Origin of the sequence: Enterococcus faecium (assembly GCF_029023785.1) — a bacterium.
Classification (GTDB): domain Bacteria; phylum Bacillota; class Bacilli; order Lactobacillales; family Enterococcaceae; genus Enterococcus_B; species Enterococcus_B faecium.
In genome coordinates this window covers 588,074-612,467 of record NZ_CP118955.1, presented here as the reverse complement: position 1 = coordinate 612,467, position 24,394 = coordinate 588,074, and the positions used below count along the sequence as shown (strand labels likewise).

The 24,394-nt window shown below is 38.9% G+C and carries 19 protein-coding genes, 1 riboswitch and 2 other annotated features; of the genes, 4 read left to right on the top strand and 15 right to left on the bottom strand.

All coding sequences use genetic code 11. The features are described 5' to 3' along the window. Window positions 1-33: 33 nt before the first annotated feature. The 6 genes from PYW34_RS02825 to PYW34_RS02800 all read right to left on the bottom strand — a co-directional run bounded on the left by PYW34_RS02825 (window position 34) and on the right by PYW34_RS02800 (window position 7,676). Window positions 34-2,016 (bottom strand): glucose PTS transporter subunit IIA, encoded by a 1,983-nt coding sequence (locus PYW34_RS02825; RefSeq protein ID WP_002321137.1) that lies wholly within the window; start codon window positions 2,014-2,016, stop codon window positions 34-36. A gap of 13 nt (window positions 2,017-2,029) precedes the next feature. Continuing rightward, window positions 2,030-2,926, bottom strand: a complete 897-nt coding sequence (gene murQ / locus PYW34_RS02820) for an N-acetylmuramic acid 6-phosphate etherase (protein WP_002334450.1) — start codon at window positions 2,924-2,926, stop codon at window positions 2,030-2,032. Between the two features lie 2 nt (window positions 2,927-2,928). After that, window positions 2,929-3,990 carry a DUF871 domain-containing protein gene (locus PYW34_RS02815; protein WP_002321136.1) on the bottom strand — a complete coding sequence of 354 codons (1,062 nt, stop codon included), beginning with the start codon at window positions 3,988-3,990 and terminating at the stop codon, window positions 2,929-2,931. A 210-nt stretch (window positions 3,991-4,200) separates the two neighbouring features. Continuing rightward, the gene (locus PYW34_RS02810; protein ID WP_002296174.1) at window positions 4,201-4,728 is read right to left on the bottom strand and encodes a histidine phosphatase family protein; all 528 of its coding nucleotides are present in this window, start codon (window positions 4,726-4,728) and stop codon (window positions 4,201-4,203) included. Window positions 4,729-4,794: 66 nt separating this feature from the next. Next, a complete protein-coding gene (eat(A), locus tag PYW34_RS02805) occupies window positions 4,795-6,297 on the bottom strand; it encodes an ABC-F type ribosomal protection-like protein Eat(A) (protein ID WP_002296175.1) in 1,503 nt (500 codons plus the stop codon). A gap of 257 nt (window positions 6,298-6,554) precedes the next feature. Next, window positions 6,555-7,676 (bottom strand): glycerate kinase, encoded by a 1,122-nt coding sequence (locus PYW34_RS02800; protein ID WP_002289891.1) that lies wholly within the window; start codon window positions 7,674-7,676, stop codon window positions 6,555-6,557. 125 nt (window positions 7,677-7,801) lie between these two features. On the opposite strand from PYW34_RS02800, the gene PYW34_RS02795 reads away from it, so the two are divergent. After that, on the top strand, window positions 7,802-8,743 hold the full coding sequence (locus tag PYW34_RS02795) for a 2-dehydropantoate 2-reductase (protein ID WP_002296177.1): 942 nt from the start codon (window positions 7,802-7,804) through the stop codon (window positions 8,741-8,743). 149 nt (window positions 8,744-8,892) lie between these two features. Here the strand turns inward: PYW34_RS02795 and PYW34_RS02790 are convergent, their stop codons facing one another. Continuing rightward, window positions 8,893-9,789, bottom strand: coding sequence for a hypothetical protein (locus tag PYW34_RS02790; protein ID WP_002290034.1), 897 nt, complete (start codon window positions 9,787-9,789; stop codon window positions 8,893-8,895). A gap of 268 nt (window positions 9,790-10,057) precedes the next feature. On the opposite strand from PYW34_RS02790, the gene PYW34_RS02785 reads away from it, so the two are divergent. Together PYW34_RS02785 and PYW34_RS02780 are read left to right on the top strand one after the other, a co-directional pair. Beyond that, a complete protein-coding gene (locus PYW34_RS02785; protein ID WP_002296179.1) occupies window positions 10,058-11,398 on the top strand; it encodes an amino acid permease in 1,341 nt (446 codons plus the stop codon). A gap of 217 nt (window positions 11,399-11,615) precedes the next feature. Next, entirely contained in the window at window positions 11,616-12,059 is a 444-nt protein-coding gene (locus tag PYW34_RS02780; protein WP_002296181.1) for a DUF305 domain-containing protein, read from the top strand. 503 nt (window positions 12,060-12,562) lie between these two features. Here the strand turns inward: PYW34_RS02780 and nhaC are convergent. The 7 genes from nhaC to mgtA form a co-directional block, all read right to left on the bottom strand. After that, a complete protein-coding gene (gene nhaC / locus PYW34_RS02775) occupies window positions 12,563-13,981 on the bottom strand; it encodes a Na+/H+ antiporter NhaC (RefSeq protein WP_002296182.1) in 1,419 nt (472 codons plus the stop codon). A gap of 402 nt (window positions 13,982-14,383) precedes the next feature. After that, on the bottom strand, window positions 14,384-15,607 hold the full coding sequence (locus PYW34_RS02770; RefSeq protein WP_002293788.1) for a M20 family metallopeptidase: 1,224 nt from the start codon (window positions 15,605-15,607) through the stop codon (window positions 14,384-14,386). A 30-nt stretch (window positions 15,608-15,637) separates the two neighbouring features. Further along, on the bottom strand, window positions 15,638-16,477 hold the full coding sequence (locus tag PYW34_RS02765) for a MetQ/NlpA family ABC transporter substrate-binding protein (RefSeq protein ID WP_002334098.1): 840 nt from the start codon (window positions 16,475-16,477) through the stop codon (window positions 15,638-15,640). A 16-nt stretch (window positions 16,478-16,493) separates the two neighbouring features. Continuing rightward, window positions 16,494-17,174 carry a methionine ABC transporter permease gene (locus PYW34_RS02760; RefSeq protein WP_002293786.1) on the bottom strand — a complete coding sequence of 227 codons (681 nt, stop codon included), beginning with the start codon at window positions 17,172-17,174 and terminating at the stop codon, window positions 16,494-16,496. A gap of 1 nt (window position 17,175) precedes the next feature. After that, complete coding sequence (locus PYW34_RS02755) at window positions 17,176-18,249, bottom strand: methionine ABC transporter ATP-binding protein (protein WP_002293784.1); 1,074 nt, start codon at window positions 18,247-18,249, stop codon at window positions 17,176-17,178. 55 nt (window positions 18,250-18,304) lie between these two features. After that, window positions 18,305-18,543: a binding site (T-box leader), on the bottom strand. Window positions 18,544-18,585: 42 nt separating this feature from the next. After that, window positions 18,586-18,819, bottom strand: a binding site (T-box leader). Between the two features lie 76 nt (window positions 18,820-18,895). Continuing rightward, window positions 18,896-19,567 carry an HAD family hydrolase gene (locus tag PYW34_RS02750; protein WP_002293780.1) on the bottom strand — a complete coding sequence of 224 codons (672 nt, stop codon included), beginning with the start codon at window positions 19,565-19,567 and terminating at the stop codon, window positions 18,896-18,898. Window positions 19,568-19,653: 86 nt separating this feature from the next. Next, complete coding sequence (gene mgtA / locus PYW34_RS02745) at window positions 19,654-22,302, bottom strand: magnesium-translocating P-type ATPase (RefSeq protein ID WP_002296188.1); 2,649 nt, start codon at window positions 22,300-22,302, stop codon at window positions 19,654-19,656. 341 nt (window positions 22,303-22,643) lie between these two features. Continuing rightward, a riboswitch (M-box (ykoK) riboswitch) is annotated at window positions 22,644-22,818 on the bottom strand. A gap of 172 nt (window positions 22,819-22,990) precedes the next feature. Here mgtA and ndk point away from each other — a divergent pair. Beyond that, window positions 22,991-23,428 (top strand): nucleoside-diphosphate kinase, encoded by a 438-nt coding sequence (ndk, locus tag PYW34_RS02740; protein ID WP_002293327.1) that lies wholly within the window; start codon window positions 22,991-22,993, stop codon window positions 23,426-23,428. Window positions 23,429-23,467: 39 nt separating this feature from the next. Here ndk and PYW34_RS02735 read toward each other — a convergent pair whose 3' ends face one another. After that, complete coding sequence (locus tag PYW34_RS02735; RefSeq protein WP_002334097.1) at window positions 23,468-24,316, bottom strand: Rgg/GadR/MutR family transcriptional regulator; 849 nt, start codon at window positions 24,314-24,316, stop codon at window positions 23,468-23,470. Between the last annotated feature and the right edge of the window lie 78 nt (window positions 24,317-24,394).

Below are 24,394 nucleotides of genomic sequence, written 5' to 3'. Positions count from 1 at the left end.
GTTTCTTCTTTCGTTTCTATTGTTTCTATCATATTAAGCTTTGACATCCATCACAGGTGCTTTTGCTTTTGCTTTACCTGTTTTTTCCAAGACAAAGTTTTTTACACGATCCATATTGGTTACCAAGACGATCATGGATGTTTCTTTGCCTGCTGCTTTGATCGCTTCTAAGTCAGCTTCTGCTACAAGCGTATCAGGTGTCACTTGCTGCCCTTCTGTTACTTTCACATCAAATGGCGTACCGCCTAAGTCAACTGTGTTGATTCCCATATGAAGCAAGATTTCTAAACCATTTGGCGTTGTGATCCCAATAGCGTGTTTCGTTGGGAAGACAGAGCTGACTACCCCAGTAACTGGAGAATAGATATGTCCGTTTTCTGGTTCTACAAAGTAGCCTTCACCCATCATCTTTTGTGCAAAAACTGGATCACTTGCTTTATCTAAAGAAACAACTGTTCCGTCAGCAACTGATGAGAGGATAGTCACACTTTCAGCTGAAGTTTGAGGTACTACTTTTTCAGGCACTTCATTTACTGTGGCTGTTTCAGTCGCTAATTCTTCTTTTTCTAAACGGTCTTTAGGAATACCGAAGAAGAATGTAGCAACGAAGCCACCAGCATAAGCTGCCAATAATCCAAGGATGTAGCCTAACCATTTACCGTCAGAGATCAATGGGATCAAAGCGGCTCCTGAAGGTCCAATAGCGATAGCCCCGACATTTCCGATCATTCCGATCACTGCCCCGCCGATACCTCCACCGATACAAGCAGTAATAAATGGGCGTCCTAGAGGTAATGTTACTCCGTAAATCAATGGTTCGCCGATTCCTAGGATCCCGACTGGTAAAGCTCCTTTGATCATTTCTGTTAATTCTTTATCTTTTTTGCAGCGAATCCATAATGCCAATGCTGCACCCACTTGTCCTGCACCAGCCATCGCAAGAATTGGAAGCAATAGCGTACGACCAGTTTCATCAATCATTTGCACATGGATTGGAGTCAAAATTTGATGCAGTCCGAACATAACCATCGGCAAGAATAATGTGCCTAGAACGAAGCCGGCAAATGCTCCACCAACGCCAAGTACCCAGTTGATCCCACCGACCATGCCATCAGAAATGAAACCTGCTAAAGGCATGATGAAGAAAATTTCAATCAGACCGATGGCAATCAATGAAAGAGTTGGTGTAACGATGATATCTACCGCATCAGGTACTACTTTATGCAGTTTTTTCTCAACGATTGACAATAGCCAAACAGCGAAGATGACACCTAGGATCCCACCTTGTCCAGCTGCAAGAGCTTCACCAGTAAATAAGTTTTTCAGTGGTGCTTCCGGATTCATCCCTGTCAGCATCACAACGGCCCCGATAACTCCACCAAGAGTTGGTGTTGCACCAAAAACTTGTGCAGCATTGATACCTGTATAGATAACTAGGTAGCTAAACATCCCGTTTTTCAAGATGTTCATCACATCGATATATTGTTGCCATGTTGCTGCATCAAGTGTTCCGGCTGTGACTAAGTTTGCTAAAACTGCGGCAATCCCTGCCACGATCCCAGTACCGACAAATGCAGGAATCATTGGCACAAAGATATTAGAAATGTCTTTTAATACCGATTTGATTTTAGATGGTTTTTGTTTCGATTTTTGTGCCGCTTTCATTTCTTGTGCCCGTTCGTTTACACGGTCTTTTCCAGATGCTGATGAATTTGCTGTAGCTGCACTTACAGAAGAAAGTTTTTCTCCTAATTTCACGCCTGCCAAATCAACCATTTGCTGTGCTACTTTGTTCACTTTCCCAGGTCCGATGATGACTTGAAGCTGTTCATCTTCTACTACACCAAGCACTCCTGGAATCGCTTTTAATTCAGAGACATTTACAAGATCATCATTGATGATCTTCATACGCACACGAGTCATGCAGTGGACAATGCTTTCTACATTGCCCATGCCGCCTGCCCCTTTATAAATTTGTTTTGCCAGTTCTTCCAAAGTCAGTTCGTTTTTTGCCATGGTCTTTTCCCCCTCATAAGGTCCCTTTTACAAATCCGTTTGCTTCAGCTAATTTTGCTTGAGCTTCCTCTTTATCACTATTTGTCAAAATCATGACGATAGCCAGCTTAACATTTTGATCTGCTTCTTCAAAGTACTTTTCAGCTGTTTCGTAATCAGCTTCTGTCGCTTGCATGATGATTCGTTTTGAGCGTTCGATTAGTTTTTCATTTGTTGGTTTGACATCGACCATCAAGTTATTGAATACTTTACCTATACCAATCATACTGATAGTAGAAATCATATTCAAGATAAGTTTTTGTGCTGTTCCTGACTTCAATCGAGTAGAGCCTGTCAAAAATTCTGGACCTGCATCGACTTCGATTGGGAAATCCGCGTGTTTACTGATTTCGGCTTGTTTATTGCAAGAAATCGTTCCTGTGACAGCACCGATCGATTTTGCGTAATCTAATCCACCGATCACATATGGTGTACGACCGCTAGCTGCGATACCAATAACTATATCATTTTTTGTCAAATTCAGCTTGATTAGATCTTCTTGCCCTAGCTCATAAGAATCTTCGGCCCCTTCGACAGCTACAGTCATTGCTTCTTCTACACCAGCAATTAGACCTATGACCATTTCCGGTTCTACACCGAATGTCGGTACGCATTCAGCAGCATCTAACACACCTAGTCTTCCACTTGTTCCGGCTCCCATATAAATCAGACGTCCACCTTTTTTAAAGGACTCAATCGTGTTAGCAATCACTGGTTCGATACTTGTCAGTTCTTTTTCAACCGCAGCGGCCACTTTCTGATCTTCTTTGTTCATTAGTTGAACGGCTTGAGAAATACTCATCTCATCTAATCCAAAAGTTTCTTGGTTTCTGCGTTCCGTTGTTAGGTTCTCTAAATTGATTTTGCTCATTTTTATCTTCCTTCTTTTCTTATAAATTGATAGTTCATACCAGCTTTGATTTGGTTGATCAATGGTAGCTCTTCTTTGATAACTTTAGCTACTACATTCACTTTTTCATCCGCTGGCAAATCATATTTGGTTAATTGGATCTCACCCATATAGCGCAAATACTTTTCGTTATCTAAAGTAATAGACCCTTTCATACGCGTAGCTGTATTTCTTGCTGGGATAGGCGGAATCTCTCGAAAACGTGCATCTGCGCTTCGTATGACATCTCTTGCATCGTCTTGCCGATTCGTATGCTTCCCTAATATATATTCGTAAAATTCTTCATCTACAGGTTCCGTATGGAGCAAGACTGTCTGTTCTTTTTGGAAAGAAGCAAATTGCTCCTGAACGTTTTCTGACAGACCTGCATCTCCGATGTAAACAATATCCGTGTTACTTGCTAATAGATCTAGAGCGCCTGCAAGAGGATGGATCCCTCGATGTTCTTCCAAAGTTGGCAATCCTTGATATAGTGGGCCTCTCAACTCTGTATCTCCTGGTACAAAACCTTGGACAAGGAGACCTTGAATTTTGAGCCATTGATTTTTTTTCTGATACCATTCTTTGTCCAGCCCTGTTTCGGGACGTGGATAATAATTATGCCAAGCTTCAATCTGTGAGAAATCAGCTTCTGCTTCTTTCAATTCATCGATATCTTTAGGCGTGATCGTGCTAGCATTCAAACTGATTTTCAATTGATGTGACCAGTCGGCAATCTGCTGATTGGAAATATGATAATCCATTCTTAAACCTGTTACACCAATTGCTTTCAAAGGCGTTAGATCTTCTAATGAAAAACCCGCTCGTTCCAATGCCTCTCCTGAAATATCGACCATCAATTCTAGTTTATTCTTTTTCGCTTCGCTTCCTAGTTCGATCAATCGCTTTTGATATGCCGAAACATCATCTTCTGGTATATGCATGGAAGTGAAAATACCGACAAAGCCATTGGATGCCATTTGGCGGATATACTGTTTCTTCTCTTCTGACAAAGAATCGTTCATAAATATTGAAAAGCCAAACATATTATCCCTCTTTTTCTGTATCCGTCTTCATTTCTATGACTAGAGTATATATCTAAAGAAACAAAATTTCAATACTTTTATTAAAATAATTAAATTTCATTTCTAAAGGTTGAGTTTATATTATCAAAAGAATTGTCATAACCTAAAAAAGACACTGCTAAGCAAAAGCAGTGCCTTGAAATATTTTATTTAAATAACACAAAAACATAATTACTCATAAGAAACCAATTCTGTATTATCTACCATGAATGTAAAGAACCCCTCATTAGGCATCGGATGAAAATAAGCATTGATCACTCTTATCAAGGCATTATGGCAAACTAACAGATAGACATTTTCTTCGTCTTCGATGCATTCTTTCAATAAAGGAACGATCCGTGCATACACATCTAAGACTGACTCCCCATTTGGGAATCGTACAGCGAACGCTAAACGTGCTTTTTGAAAGTTCTCATCTTTGCTTGGCAGTCCATCATAATCCCCAAAATCCATTTCTACCAATCGTTCATCAACGGTCAGCGGCAAGCTGAGACGATCAGCAACTGCTTGTGCTGTATCTCTTGCTCGTTGAAGAGGGGAATGGATGATTTTCGTGATTGGAACAGGCAAATCTACTACCTTTTCTGCTAGTTTCTGTGCCTGCATCTGTCCTTTTTCAGTCAGCGGCACATCTGCCCGTCCGCAAACTAATCCTTGTGCGTTCCAAGTTGTTTCTCCGTGTCTCGTTACATAAAGCATGTGATTCTCTCCTTCGTTGGCAAAGTTCCCCTTAACCATACCTTGTTGTTCTTGAGATTACAAGGGTTAGATTCTCTCAAGAGAAATAATCTCAGTAGATACTTTATCCAGGAAGGTTTGATCATGTTCCACTAGTAACATGGCAGGTTTCACGTTCAAGATCAGTTGTTCTAATTGTTCTTGATTGAAGACATCCAAATAATTCAATGGTTCATCCCATGTATATAGTTCAGCTGGCTGTGATAAAGATTTAGCCAATTCCACTTTTTTCCGTTGGCCCATACTCATCTGCTCGATCTTGTTATGAAAAACATCTCTTTCCATCCCAAGCTTTCGGAGGTTGTTCAAAAATGCTTGGTAGTCTACTTGGTTTTTCTCTGCAAATTCCGCCAACGTTCCTCGATTGTCTTCATAATTTTGGCTTGCATAACTAATGCTCAGATGTTTTGGCTGGTATTTTTCTCCTATAACCTTGCCGTTGAATGCCCCCAGAAGATAATGGATAATGGATGACTTTCCTGCACCGTTAGGACCTGAAATCGCCACCCGCTGATGAGGCTCGATTGTAAAATGAATTGGCTCGAATAACAGATTTTCATACCCTAATTGAAGATCTTCTACGCTTAAAAGTCGCTTATGGTGAGACGCTTGGCTATTCATCGTCAAAGAATCGATATATTCGATATCTTTTAATAGTTTTTCTTTCTCGCTGATCTGGGTCTCCATCCGATTCACGATTGCTTTGGATCGTTTCATCGTCCGTGCAGCATCAGCACCCACTGCTCCTTTATTCACTCGTCTAGATTCAGTATCGATGAATCCGACTTGTTTCTTTGTTTTATCTCCTTCTCGGGAACGAGACCATTCGGCTTTTTCAGCTGCTGTTTTCTTTAGCCTACTGACTTCTTTTTTCAATTTTTCATTTTGAGCCATTTCAAATTCATCACGAAGTTTTTTCTGTTCTTCATAGATAGAGAAATTCCCTTGATAAAGTTCCAGTTGACTTTTTTCGATTGCTAAAACATGGTCCACTACTTCATCGATAAATCCCCGGTCATGGCTGACCACGATGAAGCCTTGTTTTTTCTTTTTCAAATAAGCCGCTACTTGTTTTCTACCAGAGATATCCAAATGATTCGTTGGTTCATCGATTAACGGGAAATGAGTGTCATCCACAAATAAAAGTGCCAGTAGGACTTTTGTCTTCTCTCCCCCCGATAGTGTGCTGAATTCTCTCCATAAGATTTCAGGATCTGTTTGCATCAATTGGAGCTCTCTTTCGATTTCCCATATCTCAAAATCCGTAATATCATTTAACACGTAATAGGTTAAACGTTCTTTATCTTTTGTCTGTTGCGGGAAATAGGCAAATTCTTGCTGATGGATTACTTGCCCTTGATAAGGTAGTTTGTTTTGTAGAATATTCAGTAAAGTTGTCTTTCCTCGACCGTTTCGTCCGATAAGTCCTAGTTTCCATTGTGTGTCAAAATTTAGATTTGCTTGTTCAAATAATAATGTGCCTTGGCTGTCGTAGCCGAATGTCAGATTTTTTATTTCGATTTTAGACATTTTCCATCACCTCGTAAAAAAAGACCAGTCCTATTTTCAGAACTGGCTAAAGAGGATGCAAGGGTTGGATACACACAAAAAGACCCATACATCGAAAAAACCAAGCCAATCCCGAAAATCTGCACACTGCTTCCTTGTCTCCACAAGGTACAGTCTGAATGCAGCTTTCATCAATCGACTTAATTTTTCAATGCACGGATCCCTCACTTTGTCCTATATTTGAAATTACGATAGCATAAAGAAAATGATTTTGTCAACTACTTCGGGAGGATGGTGAAAAATCTGCTAAGTGTCTGTCCTAAGATTTTTGTTTTTTCTAATGTTTGCCTGTGTTCCATTGCTTCTTCTAAACCTATTGGACCCAAATGAATACTTAAGACAATTGGGAGAAAATCAGAAAGTCCTTCTAGCTCTTGGTCTCTACTTCCGCAAATAGCGATTATTGGTTTTCGATATTTTTTTGCAAGCACTGCTACACCGTATGGAACTTTTCCGTGGATCGTTTGCTGATCGATCCGCCCTTCTCCTGTAATGATGACATCTGCTTGTTCGATCTTTTTTTCCAATCCAGTGATTTGGCTGACTAAATCGAAACCAGAAACCATCTTCGCTCCCAACAAAAAAAGGGCTCCACCAATACCGCCTGCTGCTCCACTTCCTGGAATATCATCTAAATCCACCTCCCAGAAATCTTTTATTTGCTGAGCAATCTTTCCTGCTTGTTTATCTAAGAAAGCTAGCGTCGTATCTATTCCTCCTTTTTGTCTTCCAAATTGCCAAGCAGCTCCTTGTTGACCTGTATATGGATTGGTAACATCTGCAGCGATAATCAATTTTACTTTAGAAACAAGAACGTTTCTTCGATCAAAATGAAGTTTTTTAGTAGATAATAAAGGATTTCCTTCTGTGTACCCTTCTAAAGAAGCACCCAAGGATTGGAGTAATCCTAGACCACCATCGCTACACCCGCTTCCTCCTAAAGTGACAATAATTTGTTCTACTTCTTGAAGCAGTGCATCTTTAATAAGTTCTCCTAAGGCATAACTGGAAGCAAGTCGGATAGTTTGATCCGTTGGTTTATCAAGTAGATCTAACCCCAATGCTTGTGCAGATTCGATGACTGCGGTGTTTTTTCCTTGCCAAGTTGTCAATAAATAGCTGATTTTTCGCTGACGGAATAAGAGATCCATCCCATCAATGGTACGCCATGTTCCCCTGAGCGCGTAATAGATTGCTTCTGCAGTATTTTCTCCGCCATCTGCAATCGGCACATTGATTTTTCTTCCTTTACGATCTTCCCAGCCATTTAGAACTGCCTGATTTAGTTCAAATGAAGAAGCACTTCCTTTAAATGAATCAATTGCCGCCAAAATATCCATCTGTATCCCTCACTTTCTTCTTAAGTAAGACACTTTTTTTCATTTTTTTCAAACAAAACAATGCTATTTTCTTCCATTTTTCTATATACTAAAAGGGAACTCATTGAATAAAGGAGAGAAAAAACATGAAAATCGCAATAGCTGGGGCCGGAGCAATGGGCAGCCGAATCGGATTGATGCTACATCAAAGCGGAAATGAGGTCCTCTTGATCGATCGTTGGCCTGCTCACATTGAAGCCATTCGTACAAATGGGTTGATTGCTGACTTTAACGGTAAAGAAGTGGTCGCAAAACTGCCAATCTATTCACCAGAAGAAATCATCGAAAGCAACGAACACGTGGACTTGATCGTAGCATTAACAAAAGCCAATCAATTAGATGATATGTTTTGTTCGATCCAATCCATTATTACTGACAATACTTATGTTTTGTGTTTACTAAATGGATTAGGTCATGAAGATGTACTGGAAAAATATGTGCCAAAGAAAAATATCTTATTTGGGATCACGATGTGGACAGCTGGTCTAGCTGGTCCCGGAAAAGTCACATTGTTAGGTGATGGAGAAATCGAACTAGAGAACTTGGAACCAGAAGGCGAAGCATTTACAAAAAAAGTTGTAGAAGTCTTTCAAGAAGCAAATTTAAATCCGATCTATAGCCATAACGTTCGTTATTCCATTTGGCGAAAAGCTTGTGTAAATGGAACATTGAATGGTTTATGCACGATTTTGGATTGTAATATTGCTGAACTAGGCGCGCAAAAAGCGGCAGAGAGCATGGTTCGAACAATCGTATCTGAATTTGCTTCTATCGCAGCAAAAGAAGGAATCATACTAGATCAAGAAGAAGTGTACCAACATATTGCTTCTACTTATGATCCTGACAACATCGGGTTGCATTACCCATCTATGTACCAAGACCTGATCAAAAACCATCGTTTGACTGAAATCGACTACATCAATGGTGCCATTTGGCGAAAAGGACAAAAATATGATATTGCTACACCATATTGTGCCTTTTTGACCCAATTAGTCCATGCAAAAGAAGGAATCCTTGGCGCAGAATAAAAGGCTCTCTGATGAGAATCAGCTGAATCAGCAGCTGGTTCTCTTTTTTTAAGCCCAATAAAAGATCAAAAAGAAAACACAACTCTCATGATGCCATAAGAATTGTGCTTGTTTGTTTCAGTACATAATCTCTTCAAAATGTAGGTTTTTTATTTGTTTTCAACAGAGGAGAGGTCATATTCGTATTGCTCATAAATAGTGGAATCGTTAGTGATAAATCGTTTTGCCCAATTTTCTGCATCATAAAATTCCAATAGCTCTGATAGGATTGGCTTAAATGGTGTATGCAGAAATTCCGGTAATTCATCTAAATCACGTTCTCGAAGCAAAAAAATATTTTCAGGACGATAAAAATGATAATGAGCAATCGCTTGATTATCCGTCACTAGTTTCTTTTGAAAATACATGGATTCAAATGTCCGCAAAGTCACTCCTTGCTGACCCTCCCGCAACAGTTCCAGAATCCCGCGCGATTCCCCTGTTTTTTTCAGGTACTCTTCATAAGTAAGATATCCAGGTTGTTCATTCCCTCGATGTGGAAGAATGAAATAGTTGGTCGTAACATCTCTTTTTATAAATTCCTGCTTATAGCTTTCTGCTCGTTCTTTTCTCCCATTATTCGTTGCACCAAAAAATAGATCCGTCTTTGGTTCGCTAGAAGAAAAATTCATATGTTTCGAATAAAATGAACTATTATGTTTCAGCCCAAGTTCTTTTGCTTCCAAAAAATCAAAATGATAAATCTCATCGATTGCCGGTTCATCTTGTGCCTGCTTCAGCATCGCCTCGTGTTCTGCTTTGAAGTGATTCCAAAAAAATAACACAATTTTTGCATTGGTAAATGGGCGCACGCGTCGAGCCATCTCCATATCAAATCCATAATCTAAAAAAACGATCAGCTGATAATTTGCCAACTGTTGTCTAGCTGATTTAATGAATTCCGACTGTAGTAAATCTTTTCCGGACCAAACATCTAAAGAGCGGATGGAAGGCAAAAAATAAAGTGATTTATTTTTTGCAACTAGCAGTACGTCATTTTTGTTCATCTTTTCCGCCTCACTTTCTCTGTCACTTTTTCCTATGATAGCCTGTTTAAATAGTAAAAAGCCAGTAAAACGTTTCCTATATTTGTATGAAAATTTAACATTTGTATGAAAATATGATGAAATAAATCATTCTTCTATTAAAATTCGCCTAAAAGTTTTCTGAATAGTTGTAATTGTCTGAAAATTTGTTATCATTAGTCATTGTTAAATATTGCTATTTATTCTTAATATAAATTTTGATTGTGAATTTAAAAGAAAGAGGTCATTTATGGAAGATAAAAAATTGAAAAAACAACTTAGCTCCAGACATATCACCATGTTAGCTTTAGGTGGAGCAATCGGTGCAGGTCTATTTAAAGGAAGTGGCGAAGCGATTGGGATCGCCGGCCCTTCTGTATTGATTGCTTTTTTGATTGGTGGGCTGATTTTATATATCGTGATGAAAGGTCTGGGAAAAATCGTTTTAAGCGGTGGCGACACGCATCACGGATTATCTGGTTTGATACGCCCTTATCTAGGTGCTCATTCTGCTGATTTTACTGATTGGGTCTACTGGTCTATGTGGATTATCAATATCATCGCTGAAGCTGTTGCAGCTGCTTCCTTTTTGCAGTTGTGGTTCCCGCACATTCCAGCCTGGGTATTTGTTTTTATGTTGGCTGTTTTAACTACGATCATCAATCTTTATTCGGTACGGTTATTCGCAGAAACAGAATATTGGCTGGCTTTTGCTAAAATCAGTGTCATTATCTTACTGATCATTTTTGCTACTTATCTTGTCGGTCAGCAAATGTTGGGCACAGGCGTTTTCCCTACCCTTCAGCAATTGACTGACCATGGTGGGTTTACTCCTCATGGTATGAAGGGAATCATCAGTTCTTTGCTTGTAGTTATCTATTCTTACGGCGGTTCTGAACTGATTGCTATCACGGTAAGCGAAGCAGATGATCCTAAACGTGCGATTCCTAAAGCAATCAAAGGTGTCATGGGAAGAATCATTTCCTTTTACATCATTCCTTTGTTTTTGCTTTTGATTCTTTTTCCTTGGAATACTTTAGCAGGCACGAATGTCAGTCCTTTTGTGATGGTATTTGAAAAAATGAATATCCCATTTGCAGCGGATATCGTCAATTTTGTGATTGTCCTTGCTTTGTTCTCATCTATCAATTCGGGTGTGTATGCATCTTCAAGAATTTTGTTCTTCCGTTTGAAGGATCGAAAAGGTTCCTCTAGAAAACTAGCTGTTTTAAACAAGCATCAAGTACCGCAACGTGCTGTTTTATTTTGTACCAGTGTTCTTTATCTTGGTGTAGCTCTTTCTTATTTTGTCGGTGACAAATTATTTGGCTATCTGGCAGGTTCCCTTTCGTATACAGTATTATTGATCTGGATCATTATCAGTGCGGCATCCTTTGTACTGGCACTAAGAAAAGGAACATTATGGGATAAAGGAATCAGCTTTTTTGCATTAGCTGTCTTAGGATTGATTTTCCTTGGTATCCTGTTCACGAACTCCATTGGGGTAACTGTATTGACTGGCCTGCTTTACCTGTTCATTTATTTCAGTTATCAAAAAAAGAATGATGCGTTCGTATTGACGAATGAATGAAATCGATAGAAAATTTTATTTTATTTATGTGGAATAGATGGAGCTATTGAAGAAAGGAGTTGTGACAAAAGTCTTGTTGCAACTCCTTTTTCCGAATAAACAGTCTCATGACCTCTTGGTAAACGGTATTCAAAAACCCTCTGTGCAAAATAATTGATTGTTCTCCATGCTCATGACATGATAGAAGAAAGGAATGAAAAAAAGGAGTTTGTTTTAAATGAAAAAGTATTGGAAGTTTTTGTTGATGATCGGTGTTTCAACGGTAGTTATGTTTGGTATGATGTACTTGAATGTCTATGCGCTCGATCATATCTTCTTCAGTCGTACACGAGTATTCATGGCGTTGATGATGGGTGCAGTCATGGCAGTCATCATGCTGTTGTTCATGTGGAAAATGTATGAAAACAAAAAGATAAATGTTATGATCTTAGCCGCTAGTCTTCTTGTTTTTGCCGGTTCCTTGTTTATGGTACGAAGCCAAACTACTGTCAACGACACAGCTTGGATGAAGGCCATGATTCCTCATCATTCTATCGCTATCCTGGCAAGTAAACGAGCTGATTTAAAAGATCCTGAAGTAAAAAAATTAGCGGAAGAAATCATTCAGGCACAAGAAGAAGAGATCGACAAAATGAAAAAAATGATCAAAGAAATGGAATGACCATTATCCGTCCAAATAAAAAAAGAGAATGTTCCAGAAGTTATCAGCTTCAAGAAATAAGAAGAAGCTACTTCTGGAACGCCGTGAATAAGGGGTTGTGAAAAAGCTGCCCTGCATCAAGTAATAAGAACAGCCAAACAAAAATAGCTTCTCCTATTTTTCGTTTGGTTAGGCTTATTACCGCAGATGCAAGCTTTTGAACACCGTTTATTAAGAGGTTGTAAAATCAGCGTTCTGACCTGAGTATTAGAGAGACAAATGGAAAAATAGTTCCTCATATTTTGCCATTTTTTGAGCTAATACCGAGGGTCAGCTGATTGAACACCGTTTATCGAGAGGTTGTGAAAAAGTCGCTTAGTTTCGCGTATTAAGAAAAATTTTGTGAAATGGCTTTCCACATTTTTGTATAAATTTGGCTTAATACCGAGAAACTGGCTTTTGAATACCGTTTATTCGTAAAAGGGATTGTGACAAAAGTCTTGTCACAATCCCTTTTTATGTTTTTATTGTTCTAATTGCGCTGTCTTGCTTACTGCTTCTTGCGGTTTCACAAATTTTTTTGAGATTCCCCAACCTGTGAAGGCACTGACCATCGAAAACACAGGAGAAAGCAAACTGAAAAATACGAATGGCAAGTAAGTGAGTGTAGGAATACCAAATGTACTTGCTACGAAACTTCCGGCAATTCCCCAAGGCACTAAGTAGTTGATTACTGTTCCACCATCTTCTAGCGTTCTACCTAATACAGTTGGATCAAATCCTGCTTTTTCATAAGTTTCTTTAAATGCATTACCAGGCAGAATAACAGATAGGAATTGTTCACCAATAAAAATATTTACTCCGATACTTGTCATCAATGTTGTAAAAATCAAATTTGGTGTGTTCGTCATCTTTCTTGATACTCGTTCCATCACGGTTGAGATCAAGCCAAATTCGATCAACAATCCACCTAATGACAAAGTTAGAATAATCAATGACACAGTAGGCATCATACTTTCGATTCCTCCGCGGCTAAGCAGTGAATCGATTTGTTGGTTTCCAGTATTTGAAACAAACCCTGATTCGATGACCCCAGCCAACTTCGTTAAGGAAGTTTGTGGGTTTTGAATAAAAATCATTCCTACTGCTACAGCGATATTCAACAAAATCGTTAAAATTGCCGGCACCTTTTTCCATGCACACAGTAACATTAAAAATAAAGGAATCAGTGACCAGATTGAAATAGTAAAGTTTGCTTCTAGAACATCAGTCACTTCACGAATAGATGAAAGACTTGCGGCTTTACTTGTGTGTCCTAAAATCATGAATAAAAAGAAAGAAACAACAAATGCCGGGACAGTTGACCACATCATATGCTTGATGTGTTTGAACAAATCGGCATCAACAATAGCTGCTGCTAGATTTGTTGATTCGGATAATGGAGACATCTTATCTCCAAAAACGGCACCTGAAACAATAGCTCCAACAACCAGCGCTGGATTTAAGCCTAGTGTTGTCCCAATACCGAAAAATGCAATCCCAATCGTTGACATAACAGTAAAGGCACTCCCTACAGCGCTACCTACGATTGCACACACAACAAATACAGAAGGGACAAACCACTGGACACTGATCAATTTGAACCCAATGACCATTAGAGTTGGAATGATCCCTGCTTGTATCCATACAGCAATCAATGAACCGACTAAAATAAAAATAAAGATTGGGATGATTCCTGGTTTGATGCCATTGATGATTCCTTCGTGCAGCCAATCTGTCGGGTATCTTTTTATCACTGCATACAACATGACCATTCCGATCGCTGCTAAGATCGTGATATTAGGTGAGACCTTTAATCCGACAACGCCAATCGCAATGCCTAAAACAATAACCATTAATACAAGTGTTGCTTCTAAAAAACTTGGTGTTCCTTTTTTTCCCATGATAATCTCTCCTTTTTTAGTTGTTCTTATGTTCTAAAAAAGTTAAGATATCGGATTACTCCGCCGCAATTCATCCGCGATTCCTCCTTTATAAAAATAAAAAGACCTGTTTTAAACTAAGGACGAATGACTCCGCGGTACCACCTTAATTAAAAACAGATCTGTTTTTCACTTTCAAACTTTTATTCAAATGTATGGACTTTCCATGTAATTCGTCAATTAGGCTTGATCGGTTCACAGCGACCACCGACTTTCTGAACAAAACACCTAACCGCTACTGCGTGAAAAGTTGACTTGTACGAAGTTTACCTTCCATAAGATCATTTGTCAATGAAAAAGAAAATATTTTTTCATTTTTCTGAAAATTATTTTTATAACTTTCACACACAAGTTTATTTTTTACTAGAAAGTAGCACCCTCTTGTTTTTTTCTTGCTACTATTTCTTGATGTTCTTGCTTGATTCTTTCTAATAGCTTTGGCTCTTTCAACAGATCAAGAGCTGTATTGGCGAGTAGTTCTGCTGCAATCGCAATAGAAGCAAGGCCTTTGTCACTTTTAGCAGCAGCTTTGAATTCTTCTGTGTGTCCGGCAATATATGTCTCAGAGATTGCTACCGTAGGCTGGATTGTTGGTATGACTTGGCTGACATTTCCTACATCAGAAGAACCGAGACTTGTTCTTTGTTCCGTTTCTATTTCTTCATCTGGAACACCTGCTTCTTTTGCATGCTGGAAGAATAAGTCATCAAAAGAAGGAGTAACGATGACATCATCAACTGCATTTTGGAACAATCCAAACTCAAAAGTCGTGCCCGTACTTATCGCAGCACCTCGTACGATATTTTCCACTTTTTCATATACTTTATCTAATGTTTGCCGATTTCCTGCACGTAAATAGAAACGTCCAGCAGCGTAATCTGGAATGACGTTGGCAGCTACTCCTCCGTCTGTAATGATCCCATGGATATTGACATCTTTTGGCAATTGCAAGCGTAGAGCGTTGATTCCATTAAACACTTGGATCAATGCTTCCAAAGCATTTACTCCTTTTTCAGGTGCTGCTGCTGCATGGGAAGCGACACCGTAAAATTTGATGTCGACTGGATCATTCGCTAAAGATTCTGTCGTTTTCCCATAACGAAAAGCTGGATGGACGCATAACGCTACATCGACATCCTCAAAAAAACCTTCTCGAACAAAGCTGCCTTTAGCTGATCCGTTCTCGCCCCCTTCTTCCCCTGGGGTGCCATATACACGGATTTCTCCACCAGTTTCATCAATGAATTGCTTCACTATGCTGGCGGCTAATACGGAGTAAGTACCAAACAAATTATGCCCGCATGCATGACCAATACCTGGTAAAGCATCGAATTCTGCCAAAAAGGCAATTGTGGGACCGGGTTTATTGGAAATATAACGTGCATCAAAGGCTGTTCGGTGTCCAGCTACTTCTTTTTCTACCCAAAACCTTTCTTTTTCTAATTGTTTAATCAACGCTGCTGAGGAATAAAACTCATAGTTACTTACTTCAGGATGTTCGTGGATATCTAGAGCAAGTGCTTGATATTCTGGTAAACGATATTGGATTAGATCCTTCAATTGGTTTGTTGAGATTGTTGTTGTCATAAAAAATTCCTCCTATGCTAGTCATTTTTCTTATTTTCTCCCGAATGTTTCCCATGCAGGCACGCTTGATCCTTTTGATGTTTTCTCGATTACTTTGACTGTGTCTTCTGTTTGATAAGCGTCTACTATTTTTTGATACGTTTTATTGTTTTCATCTTCTTTTCTTGCAACGATGATATTCACATAAGGACGTGCATGGTCATCCACTGGTTCTAAGAAGATGGCATCAGAAGCAGGATTAAATCCAGCATCTACAGCTACACCGCTATTGATCACTGAAATGTCTACATCTGACAAAGCACGTGCTGTTTGGGAAGCATCTAATTCAGAAATGTCTAGATTTTTTCTATTCTCGGTAATATCAGAAACAGTGGGCGCTTGTCCTTTTGCCTTATCCACTTTGATCAATCCAGCAGTTTGCAATAACAGAAGAGCTCTGCCGCCATTTGTAACATCATTAGGGATTGCTACTTTTGCTCCGTCTTTGATATCAGCTACATCCTTCAAAGTGTTAGAATAAATTCCCAGCGGTGCATTGACAGTATTTCCGATCGATACTAAATCAGTTCCGTGTTCTTTATTGTAATTGTCTAAAAAAAATTGATGTTGGAAAGAATTCAAATCAATCGATCCATCTGCTAAAGCCACATTTGGTTGATTGTAATCTGTAAATTTCACGTATTCCAAATTAATGTTCTCCTTTTTCAAACGGTCTTTCACGTTGTCCCATACATCTGTATCTTCTCCAATAATCCCTAGTTTTACGATAGTTTCTTTTTTGTCAGTTGTATCTGCTTTTCCTTGGCTACACCCTGTCAACCAAATAATTGCTACAAATGTAATGACTACAAAACGAATAATTTTTTTCATTTTTTCTCCTCCACTTTCAATGTGTAATTTTTTTAATCAGTTGATTACTGATAAATTGACTTAAAAAAACTAAGATTAGAATCAATAATGTAGCCACAATCGTTACATCTGTTTGGAATCGATTATACCCTCTCGATATAGCAAGATTCCCTAATCCGCCTGCACCTACTGCTCCAGCCATGGTAGTCAGTCCGATCACGTTGATGATAGTCAACGCCGAGACCCGAATGATACCAGGCAAACCTTCTAACAAATACACACGTAAAATGATACCGATTGGACTGGTTCCCATCGCTTCTGCCGCTTCGATCACCCCAGGATCAACTTCTAGCAGTGCGTTCTCGATTTGACGAGCAAAAAACGGAACAACTCCAAAAATCAATGGCACTAAAGCTGCTTTCGCACCAATCGTCGTTCCAACTAAGAAACGAGTAGTCAATGCTAAAAGAGAAAGCAAGATAATGAAAGGGATGGAACGAATGATATTGATCAGCTTATCAAGTATTTCAAATAGCAGACGGTTAGCTAGTAATCCATTAGGGCGTGTCACTACTAACGTCACACCTAAGATGATTCCAATCATCCCGCCAATGAATGCTGTCCAAAAAGACATATATAGTGTTTGCTTCGTCGCTTCGACAAATTCATCCGGAATCAAATAAACATTGGGCAAATATGTTTTAAAGAAATCAGTCATTTTATCTTCCTCCTTCGATCACTTTGATACGACTATCTAATTCGTTTTTTTGTAAAATATTTATTTTTACACCAGATTTGATCAAATAATCCAATGCTTTTTTCCGCTGTTTGGTTTCTCCAGCTAAAGTAACGATCAAACTCCCTAACGGCGTTTCTTGTAATAACTCTACATTGCCATATAAAATATTCGCTGTTACTTGATATTTGCTGTACAGATGAGCGATTAGAGGTTCGTTCGTCTGATTTCCAATATAACTTAATTCCACCAGCCATTTATTGGCGATCTGATCGGCAAAAGCAGAATGGGCAATGATCGTTTCTAATGCTTGGTCAAGATGAGTAGCTGTTCGAATAAAATCTTTGGTCAATTCTTCTTCAGGATTGCTGAAGATCTGGATGCTGCTACCTTTTTCAACGATTCTTCCATCTTCCATAACCGCTACCTTGTTGCAGATTTCTTTGACAACTTGCATCTCATGAGTGATCAGGACGATTGTTAAACCTAACTGGCGATTCAATTTTTTTAACAATGCAAGGATCTGAAGGGTCGTTTTCGGATCAAGTGCACTGGTTGCTTCATCACATAATAATACCTTAGGTTCATTCGCCAAAGCTCGTGCGATTGCTACTCGTTGTTTTTGTCCCCCCGACAGTTGTTTAGGATAAGCAGATGCTTTTTCTTCCAAACCGACAAGTTCCAGTAGTTCATTCACTTTTTGACGACGTTCCTGTTTCGATTTTCCAGAATACTTTAAAGAAAAATCAACGTTGTCAAAAATAGTTCGGCTTTCCATTAGATTGAAATGCTGAAAGATCATACCGATGGCCTTTCTTTCTTTTCGCAATTCTTTGGGAGAGAGCTGACTCAAATTCGTCTGATTGACAATGACTTCTCCTGCTGTTGGTTTCTGCAGCAAATTCATCACACGAACTAACGTACTTTTCCCTGCACCTGAGTAACCGACGATTCCATAAACATCGCCTTTTTCAATCGTTAAATCTACAGAATCTACTGCCTGTATCTCTTTTTCTTTTTGTTTGAAACATACAGAAACATCTCGCAATTCAATCATTAAAATTCCTCCTTATCTAAAAAAAGCGTCCTCAAGAAAATGAAAATGTCATTTTCTTGAGGACGCTTTTTTGCGTGTTACCACCTCATGTTCAAGCTGTGTTCACACACAACTCCTCTTCAAGTACGATCATACTCTAGCAAGATATCGGTCGCAGCCGTCATCGCCTTACATCTATGCTCGGGATGAATTGCTCGATGGCCATTTTCCAATAGTCGTTCCTTGCTTCTTCTCAGCTACCGAAGCTCTCTGTCAAAGGTTCTTCTATCGTACTTACCATTTCAATGCAAATAATATTCAAAAAAAAAGTCCTTTTACTAACATAAACTATGTCAGTAAAAGGACGACGTATCGCGGTACCACCTTTTTTCGGAAGTTTCCTTCCCTCAAGCCCAACATCTCAAAAAGAGAGATTGGCGTTCGTTTTAACGGTCGAACAGTTCCGAATTTGCCTACTTATCGACAAATTATTCTCCAAGGCCATTTTCAGCTTTTCTTACTTGACTCTTCTCACCAGCCAGAGCCTCTCTGCAAAGTTTCCAAACTTACTTTCCTTTTCAACGAAATCGATATTTTGTTGTTGGGATTAATCTACATGAGGAAAACTGAAAAGTCAAGTACGAAATTCAAATTATTTTTTCTATATTTATTTTTCTGTTTTTTTATTTAACATTTCAATAACAGTTCGAAGATCTTTTCCTTCCGCAAGAAGTTTCAATTTTTCCTTTTCTTCGACGGTATAATTTCGGACAAAACTGGAATCAGGTATCAAAACAACGCCTAATCCTGCTCGTGAAGCAGCTGTTGCTCCTACTAAAGAATCTTCCACTGCAAAGGCTGAACTAGCTTCTAATCCTGTTCGTTCCAAAGCTGTCAGATAAGGAATCGGTGAAGGCTTGTTCTCCGACACTTCGTCTCCGAATGTAAACGTGTCAAAGTAATCAGCTAATTTAAAGTGATCCAAGATATCTGTTGCTCTTTTCGTAACAGTGGTCGTAGCAATGCCTAGTTTCATATGACGTTCTTTTAAGTCTGCCAATATTTCTTTTGCATATGGTTTTAAGTGGATGGCTCCGCTTGTCAGCTGTTGATAAAAATATTCTTCACGCTTCGCTCGGACTTCCTGTACTTTTTCAGGGCTACCTGCTGCTTTCACTAAAATATCAAAACTTTGTTTCCAGTTTTTTCCGCCCCAAGCGTCAACGATTTCTTTTGGGATATGGATATCAAATTGCTGAAATCCCCAAAGCCAGCCATCACGATACGTTTTTTCTGTGTCAACTAACAAACCATCTAAATCAAATATTGCACCTTTCATCTATACATTAATCCTTTCCAAAACAATACACATAGTTTAGCACGACTGGTCCAAAAAGAACAGAAGCAAAGAACCAGCCTTCTCGTTTATAAGAGTTCTTGGAATCGACGGATATAGATTTTCTTCACAGCTGTCACAAGCGCCAGATAAGCGATGACTGTAGCAAATAACCATAACCAGTAATTGCCAGGAAGTGGCATCAAGCCTAATTCAGCACCAAAACTTGTAAAAGGAAGGACAGAACCGACAATAATTCCTAATGTAGTGATAACAAACATGGCAAATGTTGCGTTGCTTTGGATAAATGGTACTTTCGGTGTACGCAGTGCATGGAGCACTAAGGTTTGTGTCCATAGTGATTCGACAAACCATCCTGCATGGAATAATGCGATGAAAATCACTCGCTGTGAACTATCCAATGTATGGAAACTTCCGCCCACTACAGCAGGACAAATAACAAAATACATCAACAAGTAAGTAGTAATATCAAATATCGAACTTGTTGGACCAAAGTAAACCATGAATTCCCCAATACTAGATGCATTCCATTTTTTTGGCTCGTCCAAATATTCTTTATCCATCCGATCCCATGGCAAGGAAATGCAGGAAACATCATAGATCAGATTCAAAAACAAAAGTTGTAAAGGCAGCATTGGTAAAAATGGCAGGAACGTACTTGCAATCAGCACGGAAAACATATTGCCAAAATTAGAACTTGCTGTAGCCTTGATATATTTCATGATATTCCCAAAAGTTTCTCGTCCAGAAAGAAGGCCTCTTTCCAAAATCGTCAAATCTTTTTCTAAAAGGATCACGTCTGCAGATTCTTTCGCAATATCCACAGCTGTATCTACAGAAATACCGATATCAGCCACTTTCATTGCAGGAGCGTCATTGATACCATCTCCTAAAAATCCGACAGTATGACCATTTTTACGTAAAGCTGTCGTCAAACGTGCTTTTTGCTGAGGATTCAATTTTACGAATACTTCATGGTCTTCAGCTACTTGTGCTAATTCATGATCACTCATTTCCGAGATTTTCTCACCGGTAACCAATTCATTGATCTCTAGACCTACTTGACGGCACACTGAACGTGTAACTAATTCGTTGTCCCCAGTCAGAACTTTTACAGCTACACCATGTTCTTTCAGAGCTTTCAACGCTTGTTTCGTTGTTTCTTTTGGTGGATCAAGGAAAGCAAGATAACCAATCAAAACCATGTCTGACTCATCTTTGACTGAAAATTCTCCAACGACGCTTGGATTGGTCTTTTGTGCGACACCAATCACTCGTAAGCCATCTTCATTAAGTGACTGTACTTTTGCAAGTACGGCTTCTTTTCGTTCTTTTGTTAATGGTGTAACAGTACCGCCAAGATCAATAAATTTAGAAATGTTCAGCATTTCTTCAATCGCGCCTTTTGTGATCATTTGTGTTTTACCAGCTGGATCAGCAACCACAACACTCATACGACGACGTTCAAAATCAAAAGGAATTTCATCCACTTTTTGATAATTGATCTTATCTGTATCTAAAGTTTCTGTTGCTTCATCAATGATAGCCACATCTAACAAATTTTTCAGCCCTGTTTGATAGTAGCTATTTAGATACGCATGGCGCAAAACACGATCATCTTCATTTCCTTCACAATCCATATGATATTCAAGAATGATTTTATCTTGTGTCAATGTCCCCGTTTTATCCGTACATAACACATCGATTGCACCAAAGTTCTGGATGGCATTCAAATTTTTGATCACTGTTCCTTTTTTGGCCATCACACTTGCTCCTTTGACCAAATTCGTCGTAACGATCATTGGAAGCATTTCAGGTGTTAGACCAACTGCTACAGATAGTCCAAAAAGAAAAGCTTCTAGCCAATCCCCTTTTGTAAGCCCATTGATGACGATAACTGCTGGAGCCATCAATGACATAAATTTGATCAGTAGCATGGATGTTTTATGGATGCCTAATTCAAAGCTTGATTGAATTGGTTTTTCAGATAGCGTTTCTGCTACATGACCAAATAGTGTTTCATTTCCAACAGAAACAATGATTCCTTCCGCACTTCCACTGATGACATTACTTCCCATAAAGACAAGATTTTCGTAACTTGTTTCGCTTTGCTGATCGTCTTCACATACTTTCGCATGCTTTTCTACTGGATAGCTTTCCCCTGTCAATGCTGCTTGGGAAATGAATAAATCCTTTGCGGACAATAAACGCATATCCGCTGGTATCATATCCCCTGCTGAAAGCCGAACAAGATCTCCACAGACGATTTCTTCCATAGGAATCTCTGTGTACTTTCCATTACGTTTTACAGCTGCCGTTACTTTCACAAGTGATTTCAGTTTTTCAGCCGCTTGATTGGAACGTACGGACTGAATCAACGTCATTGTCCCGCTGACGATAACCATAGTGAAGATAATGGCTACACCGAAAAGATCTTTATCTCCAGGAGCTGCTAATACATATTCCGTGATGAATGAAATAATTCCTAATGCGATCAACACTAATGTAAATGGCGTGATGTATGCTTTCAATATTTCTACAATGAATGGTGTTTTTTTGCCATATGAAATCGCATTTTCACCGTAATTTTCTCTTGAACGTTCGATTTGTTCTTCTGTCAATCCATTTGCTGATGCATGGAATAGTTCAAATAATTCTTGTTTCGTTTTTCCAGCAAAAGCTGCATAGATTTTTTGTGTATCTTTCTTTTTTTCCATCTCAATCTCTCCTTTGTGTCCAAAAGACAGCTGTTCTCGCTGCTTTTGGTCTTTAGCTATTCATCGGATCGATAGAGAAAAAACTGAAAGGGGCTGAGAACAGATAGATAATAGCCCTGGCCTTTCCTCTAGATCCTTGTTTTTCGAATGACTGTCATCCATTTGTTCTCATCTCCTTTACTAAGTAATTTTAATTCATGACTTCCAATCATTTTTCGAATAGTTATTTTTCCAATTAGACCACCTCCTTTTTATTTTTCACCGATGGGGATTTGCGGCAACAAAAAAACCTCTCGCCAAATACTCAGCGAAAGGTTTGAAAAAGCATATTAAAAAAAGCTTCTCAGATCTCATCGTTGAGTTTTGACACTGTACAACGTAAAAAGCAGATACCTGCTTTTAGCTACCTTATGAAAAGCCTTATCTCGACAATTCCTGTTCTACCCATTGGCGTCTCTCGACGTTTTTGGGCAGTAGCCTATGTTTGTATAGGAGCCTCACCTAACAAATCTTATTCGGTTTTCCTTCGTTAATATAACAACTAAAAAAGAGGATGTCAAATCAATTTTCCATGTTTTTCATACTTTTTTTAAAATACACACGTTATATTCCTGTCTCACGCGGTTTTATTTGTCTCATTTTCCACCTCCCGCTATAATAGAAATATAGTAGGAAATGAGGTGCTGTTATGGAAAGAACACTTGTTATTATCAAGCCAGACGGCGTGAGACGCCATTTAGTCGGAAGCATCATCCAACGTTTTGAAGCAAAGGGACTGGCCATTGCTGAAATGAAGTTTGAAACTATGACTCCTGAATTAGCAAAAGAACATTATCAGCACTTGACTGAGCGCAGTTTTTTTGATGAACTGATCGATTACATGACTTCCGGTCCTGTCGTTTATCTTGTGCTGGTCGGCGAGGAAGTGATCGATATCGTCCGTAAGATGGTTGGAGCAACAAAAGCTGCCGATGCTGTTCCAGGTACGATCCGAGGAGACTACGCGCTGCCGGGGACTGAAAACATCATTCACGCTTCTGATTCCCGTGATGCTGCGGTAAAAGAGATCGCCCGCTTTTTCCCGCCATTCGATATAAACAAACCGTCTGAAAAAGCGGCGAAGTGATACAAATTCTAAACTGCTGGCCATTGCTGAACCCAGCAACTAGACCAGCAGTTTTTTCTCTAAGGACCTCCGTTGATTCTTTCCTAACATATATTCGAGCACTGTGAAGAATTCTTGGTAGTCTTTCGTCTTTTCTTCCCCTAAAGCAGCAGAAATCAATCTTTGATAATAATCTGCCATCAATGTTTCATAGATCACTGTACTTCTTTCTTTATGTGCTAAGCTCCGTTTCATATCTTCATTCACACTACGTGCCTTTTTCAACCGACCATTTTCTATATAAAACGAAGTCAGGTTCATTAAAAAAGTAAAGAGATACTGCTCATGATTGTTCAACTGTGCTAATCGTCGCATTCTTTTTTTGATTTTCAAATAATTGTTCTCAATGAACCGATCACTGAATATCCAAGGAAAATCAGCTAGAATAGATAGTTCAAATTGACCATAGTCTGGTATCTGCATCAAGTATTCTTCAATGATTCGGCATTCATAACGTAAAAATTCAAATTCTGTCTCAGATACTTCTGTTTTTTCGACCATGTGAAGATTCAAAACCAAATAATACAGATCTTCTGTTTTCTTAAAATGCCTACGGTTATTGCTGATCTCTTTATAAGGATCAAAGCTGTCTTCTTGTACCCGATCTAGCATTCGTCTTTTTTTCTTTAACTTTATTGGTTCATCCAGCTGGTTTCGCATCCATTCATATTCTGCAAGTGTCATGTTCATTCGCTCTAAAAATGATCTCAATGTTACAAATGACATTTTTTTCACTGAATTTGTCTCAATCCCGACTAGAGAAGTCTTAGAACAGATTCCTTCCGCTAATTGGGACTGTGTCAACTTCTTGTTGACTCGAAGTTTCTTGATCAATTCACCATCATACATAATAGTTCTCCTTTTTAATTTAAATTTTTCCACATTCAATAAATAGATACGTTAAAAAGGAAAAATACACGAAAAAAA

Coding starts and splice junctions, on each gene's coding strand:
- PYW34_RS02755 (WP_002293784.1), bottom strand. CDS start 18,249: ATGATTGAATTGCGAGATGTTTCTGTATGTTTCAAACAAAAAGAAAAA.
- PYW34_RS02750 (WP_002293780.1), bottom strand. CDS start 19,567: ATGAAAGGTGCAATATTTGATTTAGATGGTTTGTTAGTTGACACAGAA.
- murQ (WP_002334450.1), bottom strand. CDS start 2,926: ATGAGCAAAATCAATTTAGAGAACCTAACAACGGAACGCAGAAACCAA.
- PYW34_RS02790 (WP_002290034.1), bottom strand. CDS start 9,789: ATGAACAAAAATGACGTACTGCTAGTTGCAAAAAATAAATCACTTTAT.
- PYW34_RS02765 (WP_002334098.1), bottom strand. CDS start 16,477: ATGAAAAAAATTATTCGTTTTGTAGTCATTACATTTGTAGCAATTATT.
- mgtA (WP_002296188.1), bottom strand. CDS start 22,302: ATGGAAAAAAAGAAAGATACACAAAAAATCTATGCAGCTTTTGCTGGA.
- PYW34_RS02810 (WP_002296174.1), bottom strand. CDS start 4,728: ATGCTTTATGTAACGAGACACGGAGAAACAACTTGGAACGCACAAGGA.
- PYW34_RS02770 (WP_002293788.1), bottom strand. CDS start 15,607: ATGACAACAACAATCTCAACAAACCAATTGAAGGATCTAATCCAATAT.
- nhaC (WP_002296182.1), bottom strand. CDS start 13,981: ATGGGAAAAAAAGGAACACCAAGTTTTTTAGAAGCAACACTTGTATTA.
- PYW34_RS02785 (WP_002296179.1), top strand. CDS start 10,058: ATGGAAGATAAAAAATTGAAAAAACAACTTAGCTCCAGACATATCACC.
- PYW34_RS02795 (WP_002296177.1), top strand. CDS start 7,802: ATGAAAATCGCAATAGCTGGGGCCGGAGCAATGGGCAGCCGAATCGGA.
- PYW34_RS02780 (WP_002296181.1), top strand. CDS start 11,616: ATGAAAAAGTATTGGAAGTTTTTGTTGATGATCGGTGTTTCAACGGTA.
- PYW34_RS02735 (WP_002334097.1), bottom strand. CDS start 24,316: ATGTATGATGGTGAATTGATCAAGAAACTTCGAGTCAACAAGAAGTTG.
- PYW34_RS02825 (WP_002321137.1), bottom strand. CDS start 2,016: ATGGCAAAAAACGAACTGACTTTGGAAGAACTGGCAAAACAAATTTAT.
- ndk (WP_002293327.1), top strand. CDS start 22,991: ATGGAAAGAACACTTGTTATTATCAAGCCAGACGGCGTGAGACGCCAT.
- PYW34_RS02800 (WP_002289891.1), bottom strand. CDS start 7,676: ATGGATATTTTGGCGGCAATTGATTCATTTAAAGGAAGTGCTTCTTCA.
- PYW34_RS02760 (WP_002293786.1), bottom strand. CDS start 17,174: ATGACTGATTTCTTTAAAACATATTTGCCCAATGTTTATTTGATTCCG.
- PYW34_RS02815 (WP_002321136.1), bottom strand. CDS start 3,990: ATGTTTGGCTTTTCAATATTTATGAACGATTCTTTGTCAGAAGAGAAG.